We start from the raw sequence: 23,578 nt of genomic DNA, 5'->3' as shown, positions 1-23,578 counted from the left end.
TGAGATTGTCACAGAACCGGCGGATGCGTATCGCAAACTCAAAGAAGGAGAAATTCTCCTAGAAGAAAGTTTAATTCGGAATTTAAAGCTGAAAATCGGATCCTACGTTTTACTAGGAGAAAGAGAATTTATTTTAAAAGGAAAGATTCTCAAAGAACCGGGACTCGCAGGAAATTTTCTTTCCATGGCTCCCACTTCGATCATATCCGGGACTTCGCTTGCTTCGACCGGATTGGAACAAAGAGGTTCGAGAATCAGTTATTTGATTCCGATCAAACTCCGGGATCCTTTGATCGCTGGAAAGTATAAGGAAACGAATTTTAAGAAGTATATTCAAAAAGACTTAACTCTTTACGATTCAACGGAAACGAATTCGGGTTCCAGAAAATTTTTAACGAATACATTGGATTTTTTCAGTCTTCTCGGTTTGTCTGCATTTTTTCTGGGAGGAATCTCTATTTTACTCGTTAGTCGCGCAGGGATTCGGGAAAAGTCGGGAGCGCTTGCGGTCTTAAAATGTTTGGGAGCGAGTCCGGGAACCGTAAGTTGGATCGTCTTAGGGGAATTATTTTTCTTTTCGTTGATCGGTTCGGTTTTGGGAATCTTGTTTGGAAACGTATTGTTGGAACGGATTCCCGATCTTGCGGGAGAAGAGATTCTGAGTTTTCGCCCGACTATAGGATTTTCCTCCTTACTTTGGGGACTTTTTATTGGAATCTTAATTCCGTTTTTCTCTTCCATCGAATCATTGGTCGAAATTCGAACTCTAAAACCAATTCTTGCTCTCAAGCAGGAATTTCAGGAAGAAGCCGATCGAGTCCCTCGATTTAGAGTCACTCAGATCGTGGGTTCTCTGATTCTGTTCCTTTCGTTTTTTGTGTTGGCATGGTGGGAAACCGAAAGTCCCTTAAAAGGTTTGATTCTTTGTTCCGTCTTATTCTTTCTGCCGTTAATCGTATTTTTAGTATATTCCGGAATCAGAATATTTGTTTCGAGATTTAAGAACCAACGGAATTTTTCTCCTTTCCTAGTGTTTATTGTCGGAAGATTTGACAGGCCGGGCACCTCTCTTTCGCTTTCTGTCATCGGTCTGACGAGTTCTCTTTTTATTCTTCTTTTGTCTTTGATAGTAAGTGAAAGTCTTTTGGAATATAGTGGAGCCAAAGACAAAGAAAGAAGACCGAATCTTTTTGTGTTGGATATTCGAGCCGAACAAAAGGAACATTTCGAAGAAGTCGTAAAAGAATTCGATGCTGAAAAAGTGATCGTCGCGCCCGTGATTGGCGCGAGGTTGTCCAAGGTCAACGGGGAAGTCGTTAAAAAAGATGAAACCGAAGTTTCTGCTTTACAGAGAGATTGGAGATCCACCGCAAGAACCAGGGAATACTTTCTCTCATATCGAAACGATCCGTATCCCACGGAAAAAATAGTAGATGGGGATTTTTGGAGAAAAGGAGAGGAGGATCAAATTTCGGTCGAAAAGGAATTCTCCGAACATCTGAAGGTAAACTTGGGAGACAGTTTGACTTTTCTAGTCGGTGGAGTGGAAGTTACGGGTGTGATCCGGAATTTCAGAACTGTAAATTGGGCTGATATGAGGCCGAATTTTGTAGTGTTATTCTCGAAGGGAATTTTAGAAAAGGCCCCGAGTTACTATTTGAGCTCTTTGAGAATTGAGTCTGAAGAAAAAAGATATAACCTTCAAAAGAGCCTGATTTCGAAATATCCGAATTTAACGATCATTGATACGGATAAAGCGGTTCGAGCTTTCTTAGGAATTCTGGAGAAAATATCTTTTACGATTCGATTGATGACTTGGTTGATCTTAGGCGCTTCTTTGTTACTTGTTTTAACCGCTTTAAATTCAAGTCGCAAAGAGAGAATTGAAGAAACGACTTTGTTACGGATTATCGGTGGAACCTCCGGTTTTTTGAAAAAGGTTTTTTTGTGGGAAGGGATTTTTCTGGGAACGTTTTCATTTTTGTTGGCCTTGCTGTTGGCTTGGATTGCGAATACATTGATCAGTCGACAGATTTTAGAGATCCAATCTTCGTATCCTTTTTTTGAATACGTACTTGCCTATATGTTTACGATTTTCGCAACTACTTCAGTTTATTATATAAATCTAAGAGGGGAATGGAAAAAACCTCCCATTACTTTTATGAAGACGGTTTGAAATTCAATCTATAACTATACTTTTCTGAGCTAAAATGGTTTCAATAGGTAAAGAGCGTTTTTCGGAAATGTCAATCGGAGAATCCAAGCGGAAGTTTTATCCGGATGAAATGAAATAAAATTGGTTTTGGCAAAATTAGAAGAATTGACGCATATTATTCTCTAAAGTTCCCTATCGGTATGAGTGAATTCATTGAAATCAAAGTTGGGGAAAAGTCCTACCAGTTTCCGTTGATTTCCGGAACCGACGGTAAAAAAGGGATCGATATGCGCGGACTTCATCAAAAAACCGGACTTATTTCGTACGATCCCGGTTTTTTTAACACCGCATACGCAGTTAGTCGAATTTCTAGAAGAGATCCAGATTCGGGAGAACTTCAATACCGTGGTTACGATGTCGCCGATCTTGTTCAACGTTCTACGTTTGTGGAAACCAGTTATCTTTTGATCTATGGTAAGCTTCCCACCGAACAACAGCTGAAAGACTTTTCTTTAAAACTTTCCAAACATTCTTTGATTCACGAAGATATGATTAATCTTTTCGATGGGTTTCCGGGCAAAGGACATCCTCTTGCGGTTCTTTCCGTGATGGTGACTTCTCTTTCCAGTTATTATCCAGAAGAATACGAAGAATCTTTGGACAAAGGGATCGATCATTCCGCGAGACTTCTTGCTAAAATCAGAACGATTGCGGCCTTTTCTTACAAGAAGATTGTCGGCCAACCTTTCGTGTATCCTTTGGATAAACATCCTTATTGCACGAACTTTCTTTATATGTTGTTCTCGATTCCGTCCAAGGATTATGTTCCTACGGAGGACATTGATCGGATTTTGAACCAACTTTGGATTCTTTATGCCGATCACGAGCAAAACGTTTCTAATACGACGGTGCAGGTAATTGGTTCTACGCAAGCTAACTTATTCGCTTCCATTTCTTCCGCTATCAACGCTCTTTGGGGTTCGAGAGAAGGTGGTCGTCAGGTTGCAGCTGTAGGTTTAATTGAAGATATTCTTAAATCCAGAAAGTCGGTTCCGGAATACTTTGAAAAATTCAAAGGAGACTCGGAAAGATTGTTTTCGAACGGATTCGGACACAAGGCTTACGAGGCGAAAAGCAAGAGAGCCATCATTGCGAGTAAACTGTTTCACGATTTTTACGAAAAGAATCCGGTAGGCCCGATTGCGGAAGTGGCTCTCAAAATCGAAGATTATATGCAAAATGATGAATATTACATTAATCAAAAATTATATCCGAATCTCGAATTCTACAGTGCTGTAATTTTCCATTCTCTTGGAATTCCGAAAGAATTATTTACAGCGATGCAGGTGATTGGAAAGCTTCCGGGTTGGCTGGCGCATTGGAGAGAACAAAGAGTTTCTGGAAACTACAGTAAGGCTCGTCCAAAGCAGATTTATACCGGAGAAATGGGTAGAAAATACGTTCCCCTTTCGGAAAGATAGATACGATGCAAAACCCGAGATGGAAAGATTGGCTCGCTCAAGCTGAAAGAGATTTGGAATGGGCCAAGGCGTCTTTGCATTCGGGTTTTTTCGCTCAAACCTGTTTTGTCTGCCAGCAAGTGGGGGAAAAATCTCTCAAAGCATTGGCGTTTTTCCGCGGAGCTGATCTTGTAAAATCCCATTCGGTAAAAACAATCGCGAAAGAATTGAACGAAAACGGAGAGATTGAATCGATCGGTCAAAAATTAGATTTATATTATATACCCACTCGTTACCCCGACGCTTTTATGGAAGGTGCTCCTTTTGAATACTTCGAAGAATCCCAGGCAAAAGAAGCTGTCGAATTTGCGGAAACGTTGATCCGTATCGTTTACGAAAAAATCCCATGAACGTTATCGTTTATCCAAAACGGGATCCGCTTGGAGGAATGAACCGAGAAGGGTTGATCGAAAAGATCCGTTTTTCAGTTCAAGGGAGAGTAACTCACGGATTTCTTTTCGGCAGCATTGCTAGAAACGAAGAGCACGCTTATAGCGATGTGGACTTAATTTTAATTTTGGATACCAAAGTCCCTTTTCTCAACAGACCGGAATTGTTTCCCGAACTTCTCGCTCTTCCCGTTGAACTCAATCTATTCGTATATACACCCCAAGAATGGGAGAAAGCCAGGGATCAAAGTAAGTATCCCGGTTTTTGGAAATCAGTCTTTGAGAATATGATTCGGATTTTTTGATTTGCATCGTGGTGGTGCTCTGAGAATTTCATTGAATGTTAAAGTCGGCGTTGACAGACCCTTTTTATTTTCTTAATCTTCACCATGATATTCTTCGGATGCAACACACCTAAAAAAAATTAGTGAAAACGGATTCAAGGATTTGATTCGTGAAGCGTTGAGTTTGCGCGAATCCAACAAACTACGTTCCATCGAATATCTCGGAGTGAAAGAAGAAAAAGCAATTCTCAAAGTATCGACTCCCTCTATAGCCGATTCGAAACGGAACACGGAAGAGTTCTTTTCGGCAAAGGCAACTCCTTCCTTAATAATCTGGATCGATGAAAATCTATATAAAATCACGGTTCCTAATTTCAAGAAACTTTATCACTATATCCAGCTTCAAGAAAACAAACGATTCCGGTACGAACGATGGACGATCATTACGCAAGATCCGTCTGGAAACGAATCTGAAAAAAAAATTCGCATTCAGGAAAATGGATATAATGTTTTTATATTCTATTTCCGTTCCGACGGAATTCGACCCTTCTCTCCGAACATAAAACGCGATCGGAATCATCGGGACGGTCTAAAATATAAAAAATTATGGCTTGAACTAATGAATCATATTGAATAATTCCGTTTGAACGGTAATCTCCTCGTTCAAGACATCGGAAAGTATAGATCTTATCTCAAGGCCAGATATTATGATAAAGCCTGGAGTTTTTTGGAACTCGCTCATCTGATCGAACAATACTATCTGATTCCTCATACGGATTCTCATTTTCACATGCTTTTGTTTGCGGTCGGAAGAAAAAACCGAAAACAGTTTTTCGGTCAGCTTAAACTTGGAAAAACCAGTGCCATAAAAACCGCCGAATCGCATGGAATCATTCGGTTGTAGATGAATCCGTTTCGATTTGCGATTTCTGAAATAATTCGGTTGGAGTTCTGATTTATCAGACGTCTCTTTGAATTTTCATCCTTTTTTTCTAGAATTCAAAATCCTAAAAAATGACGACTCCGAATTCAAGCTCAATAAAAATCGATTTCCGTCTTTTGAGAGTAAAAAACTTTTACCCGCGTCGTACTCAATGGCGGTTTGAACCAGTTTCGAGTCTATATTCCGATACTCGGAAGACGCGCCCCATAAAAAATCTTCCAGAGGATAATGATTACTGGAACCGAATCTGGATTTCTTATGCGAGAAATATAATTTCAAACGGGAAATCACTTCAGGGAGAAAAGGAGTAAAATCATCCGGAACCGTTTTGAGTTCTATGGGCTCATAGGGTCTTTTAGAAAAATGAAATAGATCCGAAAAATGTTTTGAAAACAAATCCTTCACGGCTTCGCTACAATACAAAGAACTCGTTTCAGGATTGATAAAAATCGAATGTCCGTAAAATCCTGCAAGTGGGGGTGAGATTTTTCCGAAAAATTGAACCAACCAAAAATTTTCCGCGTTTAAAGTTCCTGATTTGTCGTGTAATAACGCCGGTAATGCGATAAAATTCGAAGCCACGTTTTCTTCTAGTGAATTTAGTAAATTCTCTTGAATCAAATATAGATTGAGTCCTATATATAAAAAATCCAGAAATTGTGCCTTGGGTGGAGACTTACCTTCTTCGGTTAAGAGATAAAAGTCGATAGGGGTATATTGAATTTTACCATTCAAAACGGTTTGAAGAGTCAAGTCCGCGAGATATGTGTGGATATGATCGCTGATAGAAACGTTTAAGGTCTGGAAAATTTCTCGAATTTCATCTGCAACTTGCGAAGAGGCGTCCGATAAACGAGTCAACGCCTTCGGTTTTATCTCATTAAGAAATGTGTAATTCCAACTGAAAGAAAAGTAGTTCGGATTTTTTGAAAGATTTTTCTTTCGAGTGTCATTTTGTTTTCGTAATTGTGCATTCAGAAAATGTTGTAAATCTGTGGCGTCAAATGTGATCTTTTTTTTCATGGATCGAATCGGGAAAGGAATTCCGGAAACCTGGTACGCCAGCTCCCGTAAAATAAAACCTTTTATATCATATTCGATGATCACTTCCCGATCAAAATTGTACGGATCTCCATGATCCAGACGGCAAACCGCAGGTTTGTGAAATTGGTTTTTTATATACGGATGTAATACATAAAGATTTTGTAATGTGTCGTAGGCTCCTAGGATCATTATAGAATCGAATTCCACTTCTTCGTCCCAATCAAAATCGGAAAGTTTTTTAGAAAGATAATTTTCCCCCAAGACCAGATCCGGATTTTCCGATTCTCCTATAAAAACCTCGATCGTCTTTAAGCCATCTAATGTGGAAAAAACTTCATTCTTATCCGTTTCTTTTCTATTACGATGGATTCTTATTTCTACGGTCCGACTTGGATCGAATTTCCACGGTAATTTTATGGAATCATATTTTTCAGTACTGGCAAAATCGAAAATTCGAGACATCCATTCTTTCAGAAAAATTTCGCATTCTGAAGATTCACAAAGAAATTGTAGGCTCTGAAATGCTTTTTCAGAAAGCGAAGTTATATCATGTTTCATAAAAAAATTGTAAAAAAGAAATGATTTCGGCTTTTTAATCCGACATTCGTTTCTATCAAATTCAATAAAAAAGAGCAACTAAAAATCGTTACCGATATAAAATGAACGAAATCACAATTGTAGATCGTCTATAATCGATTCACGAATTTTTCTATTCATGATTTATCAGAACTTAACTGCTATTGGGCCATGTTCTTGCAGTTTATCATTTTTGATAAAGTAGTATTCAGGGTGTTCCCAAAGTGTCCAATGTGGAAACTATTACGAGCTTGTCGAATGATCGTAGCTATTTTCTTTTAAGTTTTTGGGACAAGATGTAAATGTAAATACTCTTATACAATTCTAAAAATTCTTAGAGAAAGTCGAAGGGGTTCCCGCATTTTTCGAAAGCGATTCAATTTTCTTCGGATAAAAAAAAGACCGGCTAATCGCATAAACAACCGCCGGCTGAATAGGTTTCAATTCTGTAAGTCCAGTTAACCAGACTAGTTCTTATCGGTCAACGTCTTCAGGAAAGTTGCGATTGACTTTGTATCGGATTCGGAGAGTTCCTTACCCAATTGAAGATAAGCCATTTTTTTTACTGCTTCTTCCAGAGTTGTCGTTTTTCCATCGTGGAAGTAGGGTCCCGTAATCGCCACGTTACGAAGGGAAGGGACCTTAAAGACGAAAGCGTCCGCGGGATTTTTGGTCAAATCTTGGCGACCTTTGTCGTTAGTATTTTCATATGGATTTACTTGGCCTAGTTTACGGAAGGAATTCCCGCCCAAAAGAGGACCGACGTGACAAGTGATACAACCCGTAGTCAAAAATTTTTCCAGACCTTCCTGCTCTTCCGCAGAAAGAGCTTTGTAATCTCCTCTTTGGAAATCGTCAAAACGGTCTTGGGTTTTCAAGGATCTTTCAAAAGCCGCGATCGCGCCCGCAATATTATCGTAAGTAATTTTTTTCATTGTAACGGAAGCGATTTTAGAATTTTCTTTCATCGAGGAATCTGAATAAGCTTTTGCGAAAAGTTCCTGGTATTGCGGAATTTCACCTATTTTCTTTTCCACTTCTGTGGCGGAAGGCATGGCCATTTCCAAGGGATTTAAAATCGGGCCCTTGGCTTGTTCTTTCAGATCCTTTGCTCTCCCGTCCCAAAATTGAGCCAAGTGAAAACCTGCGTTTAGAACAGTCGGAGAATTTCTAACTCCGTTCTTTCCAAACGCTCCCGGAGATGTAGGAAGATTGTCTACTCCGCCCGCATTCCCAATAATATTATGACAGGAATTGCAAGACTGTGTGTTGTTCGCGGAAAGTCTTTTTTCGAAATATAGTTTTTCACCCAGTTGAACTAATTCCGGTGTATCGGTTTCTCCGCCCGGCATTTTATCCGGAATGGTTCCAAAGATCTTGTTGGAATCATCCATCAATTTTTTCGTTTTTTCAGATGGTCCGCAATATACTAACACAACTCCTAGAAACGCTAAACAGAACATTTTCTCTGTAAGTTGTTCCATACCAGTTACTCTCTTGTATTTTAGAATAATTCTAAAATAAGATTCTATTTAAAAATATACTGAGTTGCAATTCTTTTTCAAATCTCACTTCGTTTTTTCCTTTCGATTTGGAAGGCTAAACCTTGTGCGTTGATCTTAGAATCGAATTCGAGAAGCATTTCCTCCTTTTTTCCCAAAAGAATTCCTTGAGTCGAAAGTTCCTTTTCCAAATAAGCTTTTATCCGCCCCGTACAAAATTCGAGTAAAGCGTTTCCTTTCAGTCCGGACCTTTCTCCGGAGGAAAGAATATTCTGCATCGCGTGTAAACCCTGTTTCATCTGGCGTGCACCGGATTCCAAATCCTTCCAAACTCCGAAGTGCGTAAGATAGGCTTTATCTGCCCCTGTGGAAAGAATTTTATCCACCGTATCCATCGCCTCTTCCGAATTGAAATCGGTGGGAGTTGTGGAAGGATACAGAATAGGAACTTTTCCGACGGCGAAGTCCTTATATCCGAGTCCGAAAGAATCACCCGTAAATATTCCGTTACTTAAGGAATCATGGATACAAAAATGATGATTTGCATGTCCTCTTGTATAATAAAATTTGAATATTCTATTTCCCCATCTGATTTCTTCTCCGTCTTCGGGGCTTTTTACTCTTTCTTTGGGAACAGGAAGAATTTCTCCGTATAACTTTTTAAAGTTTTCTTCTCCGTAAACTTGAATTGAACTTTGAATCAATCTTTCGGGGTTGATGAGATGCGGGGCCGCTTTTGGATGTGCTAGGATCGTTGCATTAGTGCAGTATTTTGCCAATAATCCTGTGCCTCCCGCGTGATCTAGATGAACATGAGTGATGATAATGTATTTTACGTCTTCGGGTTTGCGTCCGACTTTACGTAATTCTTCGAGCAAAATAGGGACAGCGTGATTCGTGTTGTTTTCCACAAAGGCCGCCTCTTCACCCTCGACTACCAGATAAGCGCACGCGATTCCCGGCGAGATGTAATCGCAGTCAATCGTATATAAACCGGGAAAAACTTCCTTCTCATAAGTTGGCATAATAATTCTCCTGGATAGGGATTTGTAATGAAGATGTGTGTATGCGGGCTCATTTTATAACGAGTTGTCTTTTGCTATGAGCGTTCAACCGAGGGATTCTCATGCGGTGGTAGAAAACTTGAGATACACATTTTTCCATGAATAGGCACGTGGGATTTCTTTATTGATATTATCGATTCGGTTAAGTCAAGAAGTTCATATCTCACGATTAGCTTACGCTTGAGAATATATTGGTTCGATGGTTTCATATCGGGATTGATACGACGTTTGTTGCTCTTTTTGATAAGACAGAATTTTCTTGTAAAAACCGATGATCGTAGGGACTCTTGCGGAAATGAATCCTACTTTCATTGGTCTTTCTGTCGCTTTTCTATCCGTTTTGATTGCGATCTCTTTGGAAGGCGCACATTTTCTTTCCTTTTTCAAAATCTCCGCTCTTTTACTCATCATCGGGGGAACGGCGGGCGCGACCTTTGCAAGTTTTTCCCTTGAACAAATCAAAGATCTCATCTTGAATCTTCAGACCGCAGTTTTTCCAAGACGTAAACCCCCTCTTGGCGAACTCTTTTTGGATTTTGCGGAACAAGCCCGTAAAAACGGTCTACTTTCTCTTGAAGATAGTCTTAAATCTATCCAAGATCCGTTTCTTCAAAGAGGAATCCAATTGATTGTGGACGGAACGGATCCTCGTGCAGTGGAAGAAATTCTTTTTGAGTCCGCTCTCGCTATGGAAGACAAAGAAGCGAACTCTGCCAAGATCTTAGAAACTGCGGGAGGGTTTTCTCCTACGGTAGGAATTATAGGAACCGTTATGGGTCTTGTGGGAGTATTGGAGAATTTAGGTGCGGGCACTCGGGCGCTCGGAGAAGGAATTGCTACCGCGTTCATTGCAACTTTTTATGGAATTGCGTTTGCAAATCTTCTCTTTTTTCCCCTTGCCAATCGAATCAGATCTTGGTCTAAGGAACAATCGGATCGTAGACAAGCGGTTATTCGGGGGGTCATCGCTCTTCAAAGCGGAGACAATCGCAGAATTCTGATGGAAAGGATGACTCCGTTTATCAGTTGAGAATTTTAGAATTTACTCATATTTTTCTCCGAAAATTTGTCTCAAAAACCCATGCTTAGTTGTCTTGGAATGTAATTTTACTTGGGATGATTTTAAGATGGAAACAAACGTTGTTAGAACGTGAAATTTGAAATATACTTTTTTTTCTACATCGGATGTCACATTTTCCGCGTATTTCTTTTATTAAAAATTTATTTTCGGGGGCTCGTTTTATTGTACAAAATTTAATGCGAAGTTCCGTCCGGATTTGAATAAATTCTTTACAATTTTAAAATCTCTCGAACACTTCACTTTCCACAGGGAAACATACGATGAAACGAATGTTTGTTTTTTTAACTTTTCTAATGTGCGGTACTTCCGCTTTCGCACAAAATAATTTTCTTTGGCAAACCCTTTTCGGAGGGGAACAATACAACGGATTAAAACCAAACGAATGTCCGGAAGAACTTCCATCGGGAGTTGTTTCTTTAAAGGACGGGAATTACGTCGTTGTCGGCTCTTCAAACGATTGTTCGAGACTAGATACGAACTCTAAAATCGAACAAAAAAAATACAGCGCTGCTTGGTCCGCAAAGATCGATTCTTCCGGAAATCCAGTTTGGTGGAGATATCTTTTTACGAGTAAACCGGTGGATATGGAAGGTTATACGGTCAACGTTCACAACCATGATAGTATTCGGGGAGAGAATCTTCTTGCAACTCAAGACGGAGGTTTTGCCACCGCTGGATCGATTGGAAGTGGAACTTATAATCGAAAGATCGTTTTTTCGAAGTACGACGACCGGGGAGGTCTCGCAAACGATCGAATCCTTGAGGCGAAAGAATTTTGCGATGGTTTTTGTGGATTTGAGGATCCTCATATATTTCATCTTCAAGAACTTTCCAATGAAAAGTTCAGAGGACTCGTTTCGGTTTCTTATAAAGCGGAAACTACTGAAAAACAAGGCGAGACCACTGTCATCGTCAATGGGAATAAAACCGGTTTCTTATATACACTTTTCGGTAAGGACGGTTCCGTAAAAAATTCCAAGTATATTCCGGATTTGGAATTTGCCCCGAGTGCTACGGTGGCCTACGAGGAAGGAATCGTTTTTGCAGTAAGTACGGATAACGTGTCTGGAAAGGAACTTCAAAGAGACTTGGTCATTCATCGATATGATTCGGACGGCAAACAACTTTGGAAAAAAAAATTCGGAAGTCCTAACGTGGAGGATATGGCCATTTCTATCCTCAAACTCTCCGACGGAAATTTACTTTTGTCCGGAGGAATTTCCGGGCCGAGTAGTCAAGCGGTTTGGCTCTTGAAGTTTTCTCCGAAAGGTGAAATGATCTGGGAAACCAAACAGAGATTAGGCGGCCATAATTTTATGGGTCCGATCATAGAATCCCCGGATCAGGGTTTTTTCGGTGTACTTTCCGATGGAGAGGGACCGATGATTGTCGTTAAGTTTGATTCTAATGGAAAAAAAGTCTGGGAAAAAAAACATTCTCAAAGACTTTATATGGCGAATAAGATTTTAAGAAACGATAGAGGTTATGTCATCCTTTCTTATACGAAGAAAAAACCGGCTCAGTACGTGGATGCTCTCCTAATTCAAATGGATTGGGATGGAAACGTTTCGAAGGAAGCTTTAAGAAAAAATTTTCCATAGAACAAATCTCAAATCTTGCGAATGAAATTTTTGAACTTTTTATTGAAAACGAATTCATTGAATGATTATGGCCGGGTTCTTAGAACCCGTCTCGAATATTTCTTAAACGGTTCGGCAAAACTCTAAAAAAAACGGGGAGTTCCCGCGTTGTGTTTGTGCGTTTAAAATGTTAGGAACTCCTATATTTTAAGTTTTGAGGCCCCTTTTGCCCTAAGTTATTTGAACTTCAGAAGAAACAGATCGATATCCCCTTGACTGACGGCGATTTCGTTGATTAAAAAAGCGTCCGCTTCTCCCACGCAATAAAGGTTTCCTTCGGGGTCTTGTCCAATTTCCTCGCCTTTTATTCTTATTCCGTCGATTCCGATTTGTCGGATCCATTCCTCGTTCCCCAAAGAATCGTGTTTGGTAAGGAGTAAATCCATTCCGACTTCGTTCCGTCTTCCATCCGTCATATGATTGCTTTGACTGGTCGTAAAAATATTCCCTTCCGAATCCGTTATGATTGAGGTGATGGAACTGGTTCTATGACCGTTGCTCGGACCCAAGTATCGAATCCATTGTCGAACACCAAGAGAATCATACTTTACTAGGATTCCACGATCACTTTCTACAACTTCGCCACCTGGTTCGAAATTTGCATTACTCGTTCCGCCGACAAAAACGTTTCCGAACGAATCTAAAGCTATAGAGTTACCTTCGGTTCTACCCAAGGCTTGACCAAGTTGTGCGAAAAATTGTCTTCTTCCATTTCTATCGTATTTAAGAATAAAAAGATCAAAGTTTCCTATTCCCGGAGCTGTATTGGTTTCTAAGTTTGCATTTGCGGTGCCGGTTACGAATACATCTCCTGTGTTGTCTGCGACTGTGACTCCTGTCAAATATATCCTGGCGCCGGGAATAGAGATAAACGAAGTATCGCCCCAGTTCCCTTGTGTATCGATTTTAATGAGAAATCCACTATCGGTTCTAACGTCGTCAAAATTTCTCATTGCGTTTGATATCGTACCGACTATGTAAGACGTGCCGGATGAATCTACGAAAATTTTTTCAGGGTGAACAGTGTAGTTATTTCTCTCCCCAAGATTTGTTTGTCGTCCCCAGATTGTATTCCCGTTCGTATCGAATTTAAATGCGAATAAATTTTTATTTCCAAAACCGATGCTTCTACCGGCGATTACGTAAACGTTTCCTCTTGCATCCACTCCGACATCGGCAACATCAAAATTTACATCCCGAATTCCGACTTGTTTTGACCAGATAAGTTGTTTTCGAGAATTATATTTTGCGAGAATAAGATCCTGGGTTCCGATAGGATTCTCATTGTAAATGCCAGCGTTTGTGTTTCCGGCAACGTAGATAAATCCGTTAGTGTCAATAGCGAGTCCTGAACCTAAAGTATTTCTGTTAGGTGCTCCGACTAATAAAGTCCATGAGGCGTCGGCGTTTTCATTTAAGACATTTTCTTCGGCGACATCTTCATGCGAAGGTGCTGGATTTTCAATGGGGCCAGGATGGTTATTCCCTTGGAAAAGTCCTATCCACCAGTAATCGTTTGCATTTGAATTGGATCCGCTTAAGTTGAGCAATTCTCCAATGGGCGAACAGGCTTGAATGAATATAAAAAGAAAAATATAAAAATGAACCAAGATAATGTGTACCTCCTAACGTATTTTTCGACTAAAAAGATTGAAGATTCCACGAAAAGAAATTCTCGAAAAAATAGGGCGTTTCATCCTATCCGAACAATGAGAATAAATATGGAAGAAAGAAGTCGACTTTTCGAGTGGGGATGGTATCCGTGCTGATAACTTAAAAAGAGTGTTCTTCAAATGAACTTAGAGACTGAAATTAGACAGGAAACGAATCTTTGCGATAAATTCGGAAACCTCAATTTAAACTCGGTAGGTTGGTCTAAAAAACCCCTACACAGATGTAATTTAAGCAGACATTATTTGAGAAAAAAAAAGTGGAATTACTGGTGCGTCTACGACGAGAACTTTTTGGTATCTTTTACGATTTCGGATCTGGATTATGCAGGGGTCGTTTTTGTTTATTGGTTGAATCGAAAAACGGGAGATTTCGAGGAAGATACGATTCTTACTCCTTTCGGATCGGGGGTCAGTCTTGGTCAACTCGTGGTAAGCAATGCGACGTATATAGGAAATAACGCGCGTTTACAATTTTTTAGAGAAGAAGAAGGTTATCGTCTTTCGGTGAATATCTCGCTCAAAAATAAAATTCCAATTCAGGCTGAGATTTTGGTTCCAGTTCCGGAGAACTGGGAAACTCTAAATGTAGTCGTTCCTTGGTCCAAAAGAAAATTTCAATTTACGGAAAAATTGTTCGGAGTCGGGGCGCAGGGAAGTGTTCGTTACGGAGCGATGGAATATAAATTCGAACTCGAATCTTCCTTTGCCTGCATGGATTACGGGAGAGGCATCTGGCCTTATTCCACAAAATGGAATTGGGCTTCTATGATGACACATAACGCAGGAAATAGAATCGGAATAAATTTGGGAGCTGGCTGGACGGACGAAACCGGTACAACCGAAAACGCTATTTTAATCAATGGGAGAATTTATAAAATTCCTTCCGATGCTGTTTTTGAAGTGGATCGTGAGAATTGGATGAAACCTTGGCGTCTTTATACGAAAGATTCTCAAGCGATCGATTTGCAGTTTATTCCGGGGTTTCATAGAAAGGCCGTGACAAATGCGGGAGTTTTCGCGTCTTCTGTTCATCAGATGATAGGAAAGTTTGAGGGAATTATACGGCTTGGAAAAAACGAATATAAAATTATAAACGGTCAAGGTTGGGCGGAAGATCACATTGCAAGATGGTAATGTAGGATCTGAATTCTATATTACACATTCCTTAATTTCTGAGGATCTTTATAGTTGTTCTACTGATCCCTACATAAAGAAATACCATTAGTTTTAGCAGAAATCCTCCTTATAGAGGCAGAATTTTGGAAACTCTATTATATAGAGATCAGTAGAAAGATTAAAAGTCTGTCTCAAAACCCGAAAAAACGCGAGAGGGATTCCTACAGGTTACGTCTCTTGAAATGGTTGGATTCTAAATAGTCTTTTTCTTTGTTCAATTCCCGTTTGGTTCCCACACTCAAGGTTTTTAGGTCGACTCTAAGTTTGTTAAAGAGGACAAGAAGAATAATTTTTATATGTTTAAAAATATCTCTCTTGTTTTATACTACAAAAACGGAATGTAATCTTAGGAAGATTGAATCTGGTTGGTTTGTCGAAATAAGTCAAAACAGAAATTTGTTACAATGGAGCGAAATTTTGGAGCAATTTTTAAAACGTTGTGATTGGGTTACAAAAGATCCGCTCTATATCTATTACCACGACAAAGAATGGGGGATTCCCGTTCATGACGATCGAATGTTATTTGAATTTTTAATTTTAGAAGGTGCACAAGCCGGTCTTTCATGGATCACGATCTTGAAAAAAAGGGAAAATTATCGGAATGCTTTCGACAATTTCGATCCAGTAAAAGTTGCCGCGTATAAGGAAGAAAAAATTCGTTCTCTTCTTAGAGAAGAGGGGATTGTGCGCAACGAGTTAAAAATTAGATCAACTGTTATTAATGCACAAGAATTTTTAAATATTCAAAAAGAATATGGTTCTTTTGATAAATTCATCTGGGGTTTTGTGAATCACGAAACGATTTATAATTCATGGAAGACGATCAAAGAAGTTCCAAATAGTACCCCTATCTCGGACGAGATGAGCAAAGAACTCAAAAAGCGCGGTTTCAAATTTGTAGGTTCTACGATTTGCTATGCGTTTATGCAAGCGACGGGTATGGTTATGGATCATACTATCGATTGTTTTCGTTTCGTTAAGAAAAAATAGGATTCTCTAAAAGTTGATAAAATCCTTGTAAAAAATCGATATACATAACATATCCCGTCTCAAAACCTCAAAAGATATCCGGTAAGTTTCTAAAAAACGTAGCAGTTCCCACAGATTAGATGTCAGTGTAGTATCCTAGAAAAGTGTCAGAAAAAATGGACAAAAACAAAAGCTGAGAGTAGAATCGATCCTTCAATTCTGGAGGTTCAGCGAGCCATAGAAACGGGGTCAGATCATGTCAGACATAAAAACGGAAGTAACGACAATTGAGAAAGAGTCAACGGGGGCCATTACCTAATTTTTTTGAAAGATTTCAAGAATTGTTTCCCAGAGGGTGTCAGCTTGGTTGTGTAAATGACATATCTTAAAACGAATCGAACTTCAACCGATCGCCGAAAATGATTGAAAATTGGTTCATTGCTTTTCCCCAATCTTGAATAGGCATGGTCCATTTTTTAGACATATGATTCAAAGCTAAGAGCCGGTCTCAAAACTACCTATCAAAAAAGTTAAAAGCAATGATAGAACTTGCGAGATAAAGAGATGCAAGATAATTTTCAGATTTTCTTTCCCAACGAATTAGGATAGCTCTGAATCGATTGTGCCAACTGTTAGTTCTTTCAACGACCCATCGTCTAGATTTTCCATTGTATTTACCGATGAGAGGCTTTTCACCTTTTTTCCGAATATGAGATTGAATGTTTCTTCTTTTGATTAAAACTTCTATATCTTGGAAGTCATAACCTTTATCTAAACAAAGATGTTTTGGCTTTTTTCTTCTTTTTCCGGAAAATATTAGGATTGAATTCAACGTATCTTTTACACCGTGTTTGTCATGAACGTTAGCTCCAGTCAACGTAATTGCCAAAGGAATTCCATTTCCATCCGTAAGGATATGCCGTTTAACCCCTAATTTGGCACGGTCTGTAGGATTTTTCCCGGTTAAACTCCCCCTTTGGGAGCCTTAACCATTGCCGAATCCATCGAAGCCCAGTCCCATGCTATCTGATTCTTTACATCATAATATTTTAAAATAGATTTATAGATCTTTTTGAATACCCCTGCCCGTTCCCATTCTTGAAATCTTCTGTGACAAGTTTGACCAGATCCAAACTCATTGGGAATTGCACGCCACTGACAGCCTGTTTTCATTCGATAGATGATACCTGCCATTACTATTCTTGAAGGAACACGATTGCGACCTCCTTGAAGATTGGGCTTTTCTTTAGGAATCAATGGTGCTATTTTTTCCCAAAGCGCATCGGGGATTTCTGAATAATATTTGTCCATTTCACATTTATATTTTTACACTTTCTCTGTACAACCAGTTTTGAGACCGGCTCTAAATAAAGAAGCTTGATAGCCGCTTCATCGGTAGGAAACGAACCCCGATTCTTGATAATTTTTCTTAAGAGTCCGTCCCAAAACCATTCGATTTTATCAGAATCTCTGGGGATCGGTGTGATCGTTTTGAGTTTTGGGACAGACTCTAAACCCATATTCATAGATTCGATGGCGTTTGTGGTGTAAATCGCCTTCCGAATATTAGGTGGATAAGCCAAAAAAGGAATCACCGATTCCCAATTGTGTGTAGTGATAGTATTCACCTGACAGTCGGGTAAAAATCAGTGGTCCCGATTTCTTCTGAAAGTAAAAATGATTTTACCACAAATTATTTAAACTCAGGAGAAACCGATGACCACCAACGCCAATGCGACGACAAAAGCTACGAGAAGAAAGCTAAATTTATTAGAACTTGCTAACGAATTAGAAAATGTAAGTAAGGCCTGCAAAATCATGGGATATTCCCGTCAGCAGTTCTACGAGATCCGAAGAAACTTTCAAACTTACGGAGCAGAAGGACTTTTGGATCGAATGCCTGGAGCAAACGGACCTCATCCGAACAGAGTCAGCGAAGAAATCGAGAAAGAAGTTTTAGAATATTCTCTACAACGTCCTACCCACGGTTGTTTAAAAGTCGCACAACAACTCAGCCTCAAGGGAATCAAAGTAAGCTCAGGAGGAGTCAGAGGAGTTTGGGCGAGGAATAAACTTGTAACCAAACATCAAAGGCTTCTCAGACTTGAAGAACATCACAAAGATCAAATCATCCCTCTCACCGAGGATCAGATTAAACTCCTTGAAAGATTCGATCCAGAATACAGAGAAAGGCACATACATGCCGATTCTACCGGAGAATTGGTCTCTATGGACACGTTCATGGTCGGTTCCTTAAAGGGAGTTGGAAGAGTCTATTTGCAAACCGTAATCGATTGTCACAGTCGATTCGCTTGGGGAAGGCTTTTTAATACGAAGATTCCTGTTACCGCTGTGCAAACTCTCAACAACGACGTCCTTCCATTCTTCGAAGAACATAACGTTAAAGTTATGACCGTTCTTACCGATAATGGTCGTGAGTATTGTGGAAGAGAAGATCAACATCCGTTCGAACTCTTTCTTCAATTAGAAGAGATCGAACATCGGACTACTAAAGTGCGAAGACCCCAGAGCAATGGATACGTTGAACGACTTCATCGAACTTTGCTCGACGAGCATTTCAGAATTGCTGGTAGAACCAAATTCTACGAGGCGATTGAAGAAATGCAAATCGATCTGGAAATCTTCTTTGAGGAATACAATTACAAGAGAGTCCATCAAGGAAGAAACATGAACGGAAGAACTCCATTTCAAGTATTTTTCGAAGGAATTAAAGTCGAAGAGGACGAGGAGCCTAGTTCAGAAGATTAGTCAATTTCTTTCAGAAGTGTCAGGCGAATACTGTTACTGTACACCAATTGTATCTCCAGGACTTGCTGATCATCGGATATTGACTGTCCCATTTGGTTGAAAAATCATCAAGGCTTTTCTTAGCAATCTCTGCCGACGGAGATTTGTAGATAGCCTTTAAATCAATCATCAACTCTTTCTTCTGTTTGTAAGAAACCCATTTCAAACAATTCCTTACCATATGAACGATACAAAGTTGAACTTGTGCATTAGGAAAAACTGATATGATCGTATCCGGAAATCCTTTTAACCCGTCAGCGCAGGCGATTAAGATATCTTCAACTCCGCGATTCTTTAAATCTATCTCCGTAACCTGGACTAAACTCTTGTAAAGAACATTCTCTATCGTCACATTCGATAACGCTTTTTCAAGTTCTCAAGTTCTTTCTCTGTCTCTTTGAGAAGGTTCAATTCATTCTCTGTTTCCACTCTCACTACTTTACTCATCAGATGATTCTTGCCATGCACCACAGCCTCGGATCCTCACTGAAATTTGTGTACCGTAGTTTCTCATCGCCTGGGTCTGTTATATGGGCCATCCTTATTTTCTGGATCACTTTTCTCTTGAACGCTTCGCTGTAACGTTTGATCGTTATTATGGCACCTGTCTGTTTCTGACAACTTTTTCTAGGACGATACATGCTACATTATCCACTGGCATCTAGAAACTAATTACTAGAGGTTATCTCAAAAACTCCTAATAACGATCATGATACATGCGAGTATCAGAATTCCATAAAAGTTTTGATCGTTTCGTTCGTATCGAGTTGCAAATCTTCTGAAGTTCTGTAGCCAAGAAAAAGTTCGTTCAATTTTCCATCTTTCACGATATTTCCGCAACTTACGTCCATCCTGTGTCTTTTTCTTTTTTCGATTTGATTTGTGTGGAGCGATCAAATTTACTTTATATTTCTTTTTAAGATATTCATCTAAAGGATCAGAATCGTAAGCACGATCTCCGACTAAATCTTTGATTTTGCCTTTGACTTTTTTGCGGATGATTGCACCTTCCGCGAGCTTACTTTCATGCGGCGAAGCACTTTCAATCCCGGCGGAGATAGGAATACCATTTTTGTCGACGATAACCATGACTTTTGTACCCTTTCCCCGTTTAGTTTTGCCAATACGTAGGCCCCTTTTTTTCCAGGAACAAAAGTCCCGTCAATGAAACACGTACTTAAATCCATCTTGCCTCTTATTTCTAAGTCATGAAGAAGCGCTTCTAAAATTTTATCCAGGGTTCCATTTTTGCGCCATTCTTGAAATCTTCGATGGCATGTTTGATATGCGGGATATCTATCAGGTAGGTCTATCCACGGAGCACCAGTGCGAAGAATCCATAATATACCGTCCAAAATTGATCTTGAATTTACACGCGGACGACCTTTACCGTCATCTCTTGCTTCGGGTTCTACAAGTAAATCGCAAAGCAAATCCCATTGTTCGTTCGTTAAGTCACCTAATCGGCTCATAACGATCAATTATATTATTTATAGTTTAAGTACAAGAAATTTTAAGTCTGACTACACGGATGACGGTTTTTGAGATAACCTCTAATTAAATGTAGAAATATCAAGATTTCAATTCTCTGAAACGAAAAGTGAGAATATTAAAGCCACAATAATTTTATATTCAATAAAAATGATTTCATGTTATATTTTGAATTAAAAATTATGAAAATTAGAGTGTCAACCTATCCTTAATTTTTATAAAAAGATGATCTCAAAAATTTCATTTTTCTGTATAGTATTTGACCGAAATTGCCTTATAAAAAGAATATTATGACTTAGATAGTGATTCAAGAATCACTCAAAAATCACAAGAGGTTTTTTCTTTATGAAGAAAAATGTAATGAAATTTGCCGCAGTGGCTGCTTTAACAGTTGCACTTTCGGCTTGTAAAAAAAGCGAAAACAACGATGACGATGCGATCACACTAGCGTTATTGTATTTAGTGGATCAAACTAGCGGTAACTGTGTGACTATAACTAAAGACGATGCTGCACATTCTGGCGCTGCAGGAGCCGGAGACGGAAAACCTACTTATACAGCAACTGGAACTACAAAGCCGAAAGCTGCCTGTGGTTCTACTTTCAATGCTGCTTTTATTGTAAATAATCCGGACGCAGTCGTAGCTTCCGTTCAAGCATCCTACCAGGCGGCTAAAACTAAGGCAACTGACAGTGGCTCCAATTGTGCAGCAGTAAATACTACATTGCAAGCCCTGACTGATAGTGCAACAGTTCTTAGAGTACAGCAAGCTCTTGCAGCCGACGCTGGTAATTGTGTAACTCTATTAGCAGGCGGTCCTTTCCAGACTCTTTGGAACCTAAATCCTTTAACTTTCGGTGGAAGTTCCGTGAGCGTAGACCCTAACCCTGAATATTTCGGAAAAACCGTTTACGCATGTTCTTCCGAACAAGCAAAAGAAAGACGTCTTCTTCAATTAAAGACTGCAACTTTTTCGACCATTACAGGATCGGTTGCAACCGATATGGCAACCAATCTTACTTTTTGGCAAAAAAACGCTGCGGTTCCTGCATTTAATACTAAATGGACTGCAGAGGCTATCGCTGCGGGGCGTTTGATCAATGTTACTGAATTGACAACTGCAGGTAAATCGGGAGCGGCTTTAGTTTCATTTGGAGGAGCCCTACTTAGCGGAAATCGTGCTTGTGCTAAGGATATTTTATCTAAGGAAAGTGAAGCGGTTCAAAATATTGCTTTTTCCATCTTAGATAATAGTAATAATATGTTTTTTGGGGCAATAACAGGCAATTTATTAGACAGCGTTATTACTACTGCTCAAGCAGCAACTGTAAAGGAAGTTCTTTTGACTCAACTTCAATGTAAATACGGTGATTTTGATGAAGAAGCCGCAGGTAACAAAACTACTGTCGGAACTGAAACAAACGTAAAAAATATTGGAACTTGCCCCGCAACCTATCCTAAAAACTAATTCTTTTTTGGAATTCATGTAAATTAGGAAAGACCGCACTTTTTTGTGCGGTCTTTTTTTGAAAAATAGATTTTTGAAAATTTTTCTCATTCTGCAAATGATTCTCTTCGAACTTTAACCATTTTAAATTTTTATCATATCGTATATAAAGTCGTCTTCAGCGATTTCGGTAGAGGGATTTGGTTTCACTCATTTCTAGATGAAACCTATTTCAAAGGTGTCTTAGAGTTTGTCCCAAAGTCTGAAAAGAAATCAGTTATAACTCTTCAGTAAATCTATAATAAAGCGTAAGAGTTCCCACATTCAGAGAACCGATGACAATGTCGCGGTAATACCTCCCACGCTAGAAGGCAGTTTCGGGACGCGCTGTAAAGTATTTTTGAGATAGGTTTTAGTAAACAGAATGGCAAAACGATATTTTTAAGAAATACGAATCAATCACATTGTAATTCTCTAATGTAGATTATTCCAATGGGATTCGCCTTTTTCAGCATTTTGGATATAGGGAAGTGCAATATTGCAGCTTTCTGAACTCTCCGAAGCACTTTCTTTTTTCCTTAAATTCAATGCATCGTCTATGGTCTCGTCTGCAAGTCGTGTTCAAACTCAGGCAAAACACCCTCTATGGATCGAGTTTTGGGTCCGGGCCTTCGAAGACAAAAAAATAGCCCGGTAAGGGGGTGAGCGGAGACTTTGGCTCCGCTCAGGGGGACTTTTCCCCCTTCTAAATTTATTTTAGACAATTAGAATGTATTTGATTTCTATTTATTGATAAGAACTGAAAACGTGATCCTGTTTTTTGTCGGATTGATTCAAATACTTTCTTACATGAACTCACGTTATTCAACTTTAATTTACTGGAAAAAGGCTTTGGCTAATCAACGCTTGATAACGAGGATTTGCGATTTGTTTCGGATTTAAAACCCAAGAACTACTCGCCGACATCGGACTAAAATCCTTTTTTGAGATTTCTTTTCCCTTTTGGAGTTTTGCGAAATTTTCCAACATACGATCTTGGTTGGTCAATATTTGATCCGGTTTTCCATCCTCGTTTGAATCTAACTCCATCCGAGTTTCCGGAAAAATCCATAAACTTGGTTTACCTTTTCCATAAAGATCTACTTCCACATGTGCTACAATCCGCATCGTTTCCTTGGGAATGGCGGATGCGTTGTAATAAACCATCGACTCCCAACGACCATCCTCATCCCAATCGTTTTGTTCGATTAATTTTCTGTTGCCCGGACCGTACCAAGTCCGACTGTGGTTTCCCTTTCGGATGAGTTCCTCAAAAAAGACAAGGCTTGCTTTTGGATCCTTATCATCTCCTCGGACCCAGGTCCAAAGATCCGTCTTACCGTCTAAGTCCGAATCCGTCCGCACCATCACGAGTAGCTTTTCGGGCTGAAGAACGAAGGCGGTTTGATTTTTCTTATCTTTGTCAATTACACCTAAGTCGCTTATTTTGATCCTGTCGTCTTTACAAGCGGATAAAGCGAGTAGGACAAGTACTAAATTCAAATTTCTGATTATACTGAATTTCATTTTGAACTCCTTACACCAGGCTAAATATTAGCCGTCTATATAAAATAAAAAAATAACAATTAACTTGGAGTTTACTATAAAATGGTAGGCTCGGTTCAAAGAAATCCGGAGCTATCTGTTTATAGAAATTTGCAGTTTTTATAAAAAATGAGAGTAGTTGATGCTTTTGATTTTAAGCACGGAGTTTTGGGACTTTGTTATTTGCAGAGGTTCATAAGATTTATATGAATCGATTATTTTGGAAGTATGCC

General features: G+C 39.4%; 18 protein-coding genes and 3 pseudogenes (1 of these 21 cut by a window edge). 12 read left to right on the top strand and 9 right to left on the bottom strand.

All coding sequences use genetic code 11. The features are described from left to right. The 6 genes from LEP1GSC190_RS14600 to LEP1GSC190_RS14570 all read left to right on the top strand — a co-directional run. Positions 1–2,176: the 3' portion of an ABC transporter permease gene (locus LEP1GSC190_RS14600; protein WP_002748396.1), read on the top strand. It extends 362 nt beyond the left edge of the window; the window shows 2,176 of its 2,538 coding nt (coding positions 363–2,538); its start codon lies beyond the left edge, outside the window; it ends in the stop codon at positions 2,174–2,176. A gap of 179 nt (positions 2,177–2,355) precedes the next feature. Continuing rightward, on the top strand, positions 2,356–3,636 hold the full coding sequence (locus LEP1GSC190_RS14590) for a citrate/2-methylcitrate synthase (RefSeq protein ID WP_002748486.1): 1,281 nt from the start codon (positions 2,356–2,358) through the stop codon (positions 3,634–3,636). Positions 3,637–3,641: 5 nt separating this feature from the next. Continuing rightward, positions 3,642–4,025 (top strand): HEPN domain-containing protein, encoded by a 384-nt coding sequence (locus LEP1GSC190_RS14585; RefSeq protein WP_002748404.1) that lies wholly within the window; start codon positions 3,642–3,644, stop codon positions 4,023–4,025. Further along, on the top strand, positions 4,022–4,369 hold the full coding sequence (locus LEP1GSC190_RS14580; RefSeq protein ID WP_002748590.1) for a nucleotidyltransferase domain-containing protein: 348 nt from the start codon (positions 4,022–4,024) through the stop codon (positions 4,367–4,369). Before LEP1GSC190_RS14585 ends, LEP1GSC190_RS14580 begins: the two co-directional genes overlap by 4 nt. A gap of 142 nt (positions 4,370–4,511) precedes the next feature. Next, entirely contained in the window at positions 4,512–4,985 is a 474-nt protein-coding gene (locus LEP1GSC190_RS14575; protein WP_002748350.1) for a hypothetical protein, read from the top strand. Between the two features lie 6 nt (positions 4,986–4,991). Next, on the top strand, positions 4,992–5,252 hold the full coding sequence (locus tag LEP1GSC190_RS14570; RefSeq protein ID WP_002748576.1) for a DUF3703 domain-containing protein: 261 nt from the start codon (positions 4,992–4,994) through the stop codon (positions 5,250–5,252). 1,428 nt (positions 5,253–6,680) lie between these two features. On the opposite strand, the pseudogene LEP1GSC190_RS20840 reads toward LEP1GSC190_RS14570, so the two are convergent. The 3 genes and pseudogenes from LEP1GSC190_RS20840 to LEP1GSC190_RS14555 form a co-directional block, all read right to left on the bottom strand. Beyond that, positions 6,681–6,971: pseudogene (locus tag LEP1GSC190_RS20840) on the bottom strand (hypothetical protein); the annotation flags it as partial. Positions 6,972–7,378: 407 nt separating this feature from the next. Beyond that, complete coding sequence (locus tag LEP1GSC190_RS14560; protein ID WP_002748601.1) at positions 7,379–8,395, bottom strand: cytochrome-c peroxidase; 1,017 nt, start codon at positions 8,393–8,395, stop codon at positions 7,379–7,381. A 77-nt stretch (positions 8,396–8,472) separates the two neighbouring features. Beyond that, entirely contained in the window at positions 8,473–9,438 is a 966-nt protein-coding gene (locus LEP1GSC190_RS14555; protein WP_002748573.1) for an MBL fold metallo-hydrolase, read from the bottom strand. 334 nt (positions 9,439–9,772) lie between these two features. On the opposite strand from LEP1GSC190_RS14555, the gene LEP1GSC190_RS14550 reads away from it, so the two are divergent. After that, positions 9,773–10,507, top strand: coding sequence for a motility protein A (locus tag LEP1GSC190_RS14550; RefSeq protein ID WP_002748557.1), 735 nt, complete (start codon positions 9,773–9,775; stop codon positions 10,505–10,507). Between the two features lie 311 nt (positions 10,508–10,818). Then, positions 10,819–12,159: a PQQ-binding-like beta-propeller repeat protein gene (locus tag LEP1GSC190_RS14540; protein ID WP_002760490.1), complete on the top strand. Its 1,341-nt coding sequence runs from the start codon at positions 10,819–10,821 to the stop codon at positions 12,157–12,159. Between the two features lie 215 nt (positions 12,160–12,374). Here LEP1GSC190_RS14540 and LEP1GSC190_RS14535 read toward each other — a convergent pair whose 3' ends face one another. After that, the gene (locus LEP1GSC190_RS14535) at positions 12,375–13,808 is read right to left on the bottom strand and encodes an SBBP repeat beta-propeller lipoprotein, LipL53 family (RefSeq protein WP_002748497.1); all 1,434 of its coding nucleotides are present in this window, start codon (positions 13,806–13,808) and stop codon (positions 12,375–12,377) included. A 183-nt stretch (positions 13,809–13,991) separates the two neighbouring features. Here LEP1GSC190_RS14535 and LEP1GSC190_RS14530 point away from each other — a divergent pair, with 183 nt between their 5' ends. Together LEP1GSC190_RS14530 and LEP1GSC190_RS14525 are read left to right on the top strand one after the other, a co-directional pair. Further along, complete coding sequence (locus tag LEP1GSC190_RS14530) at positions 13,992–15,005, top strand: DUF2804 domain-containing protein (protein WP_002748438.1); 1,014 nt, start codon at positions 13,992–13,994, stop codon at positions 15,003–15,005. Between the two features lie 459 nt (positions 15,006–15,464). Continuing rightward, positions 15,465–16,037, top strand: coding sequence for a DNA-3-methyladenine glycosylase I (locus tag LEP1GSC190_RS14525; RefSeq protein WP_036048386.1), 573 nt, complete (start codon positions 15,465–15,467; stop codon positions 16,035–16,037). Between the two features lie 493 nt (positions 16,038–16,530). Here LEP1GSC190_RS14525 and LEP1GSC190_RS14520 read toward each other — a convergent pair. Both LEP1GSC190_RS14520 and LEP1GSC190_RS14515 read right to left on the bottom strand, forming a co-directional pair. Then, positions 16,531–17,327 (bottom strand): IS5 family transposase gene (locus LEP1GSC190_RS14520; RefSeq protein ID WP_237578308.1). Its coding sequence is split into 2 segments (ribosomal slippage): positions 16,531–16,982 and positions 16,982–17,327, totalling 798 coding nucleotides; the frame shifts between segments, so codons are not numbered across the junction. Beyond that, positions 17,279–17,623, bottom strand: a pseudogene (locus LEP1GSC190_RS14515) (transposase); the annotation flags it as partial. The pseudogene LEP1GSC190_RS14515 and the gene LEP1GSC190_RS14520, both read right to left, overlap by 49 nt. Positions 17,624–17,732: 109 nt before the next feature. Here LEP1GSC190_RS14515 and LEP1GSC190_RS14510 point away from each other — a divergent pair. Continuing rightward, positions 17,733–18,785, top strand: a complete 1,053-nt coding sequence (locus LEP1GSC190_RS14510; RefSeq protein WP_002745363.1) for an IS481 family transposase — start codon at positions 17,733–17,735, stop codon at positions 18,783–18,785. Positions 18,786–18,810: 25 nt separating this feature from the next. On the opposite strand, the pseudogene LEP1GSC190_RS19895 reads toward LEP1GSC190_RS14510, so the two are convergent. Both LEP1GSC190_RS19895 and LEP1GSC190_RS21195 read right to left on the bottom strand, forming a co-directional pair. Continuing rightward, a pseudogene (locus tag LEP1GSC190_RS19895) lies at positions 18,811–19,125 on the bottom strand (transposase); the annotation flags it as partial. A gap of 386 nt (positions 19,126–19,511) precedes the next feature. After that, positions 19,512–20,296 (bottom strand): IS5 family transposase gene (locus LEP1GSC190_RS21195; RefSeq protein ID WP_420844262.1). Its coding sequence is split into 2 segments (ribosomal slippage): positions 19,512–19,948 and positions 19,948–20,296, totalling 786 coding nucleotides; the frame shifts between segments, so codons are not numbered across the junction. A 364-nt stretch (positions 20,297–20,660) separates the two neighbouring features. On the opposite strand from LEP1GSC190_RS21195, the gene LEP1GSC190_RS14490 reads away from it, so the two are divergent. Next, positions 20,661–21,782, top strand: coding sequence for a lipoprotein LipL36 (locus LEP1GSC190_RS14490; protein WP_081606760.1), 1,122 nt, complete (start codon positions 20,661–20,663; stop codon positions 21,780–21,782). 849 nt (positions 21,783–22,631) lie between these two features. Here the strand turns inward: LEP1GSC190_RS14490 and lsa25.6 are convergent. Continuing rightward, positions 22,632–23,327, bottom strand: a complete 696-nt coding sequence (gene lsa25.6, locus LEP1GSC190_RS14480; protein ID WP_002749742.1) for an adhesin Lsa25.6 — start codon at positions 23,325–23,327, stop codon at positions 22,632–22,634. Positions 23,328–23,578 lie beyond the last annotated feature (251 nt).

The organism is Leptospira mayottensis 200901116 (genome assembly GCF_000306675.2).
In the GTDB taxonomy this organism is placed as follows: domain Bacteria; phylum Spirochaetota; class Leptospiria; order Leptospirales; family Leptospiraceae; genus Leptospira; species Leptospira mayottensis.
Note: the sequence above shows the minus strand (reverse complement) of the source record. Positions and strands in the feature narration are given on the sequence as shown.

Bases quoted from the DNA above. Each gene is read 5' to 3' on its own strand.
- LEP1GSC190_RS14590 (WP_002748486.1), top strand. From the start codon at position 2,356: ATGAGTGAATTCATTGAAATCAAAGTTGGGGAAAAGTCCTACCAGTTT.
- LEP1GSC190_RS14585 (WP_002748404.1), top strand. From the start codon at position 3,642: ATGCAAAACCCGAGATGGAAAGATTGGCTCGCTCAAGCTGAAAGAGAT.
- LEP1GSC190_RS14580 (WP_002748590.1), top strand. From the start codon at position 4,022: ATGAACGTTATCGTTTATCCAAAACGGGATCCGCTTGGAGGAATGAAC.
- LEP1GSC190_RS14560 (WP_002748601.1), bottom strand. From the start codon at position 8,395: ATGGAACAACTTACAGAGAAAATGTTCTGTTTAGCGTTTCTAGGAGTT.
- LEP1GSC190_RS14555 (WP_002748573.1), bottom strand. From the start codon at position 9,438: ATGCCAACTTATGAGAAGGAAGTTTTTCCCGGTTTATATACGATTGAC.
- LEP1GSC190_RS14550 (WP_002748557.1), top strand. From the start codon at position 9,773: ATGAATCCTACTTTCATTGGTCTTTCTGTCGCTTTTCTATCCGTTTTG.
- LEP1GSC190_RS14540 (WP_002760490.1), top strand. From the start codon at position 10,819: ATGAAACGAATGTTTGTTTTTTTAACTTTTCTAATGTGCGGTACTTCC.
- LEP1GSC190_RS14530 (WP_002748438.1), top strand. From the start codon at position 13,992: ATGAACTTAGAGACTGAAATTAGACAGGAAACGAATCTTTGCGATAAA.
- LEP1GSC190_RS14510 (WP_002745363.1), top strand. From the start codon at position 17,733: ATGACCACCAACGCCAATGCGACGACAAAAGCTACGAGAAGAAAGCTA.
- LEP1GSC190_RS14490 (WP_081606760.1), top strand. From the start codon at position 20,661: ATGAAGAAAAATGTAATGAAATTTGCCGCAGTGGCTGCTTTAACAGTT.
- lsa25.6 (WP_002749742.1), bottom strand. From the start codon at position 23,327: ATGAAATTCAGTATAATCAGAAATTTGAATTTAGTACTTGTCCTACTC.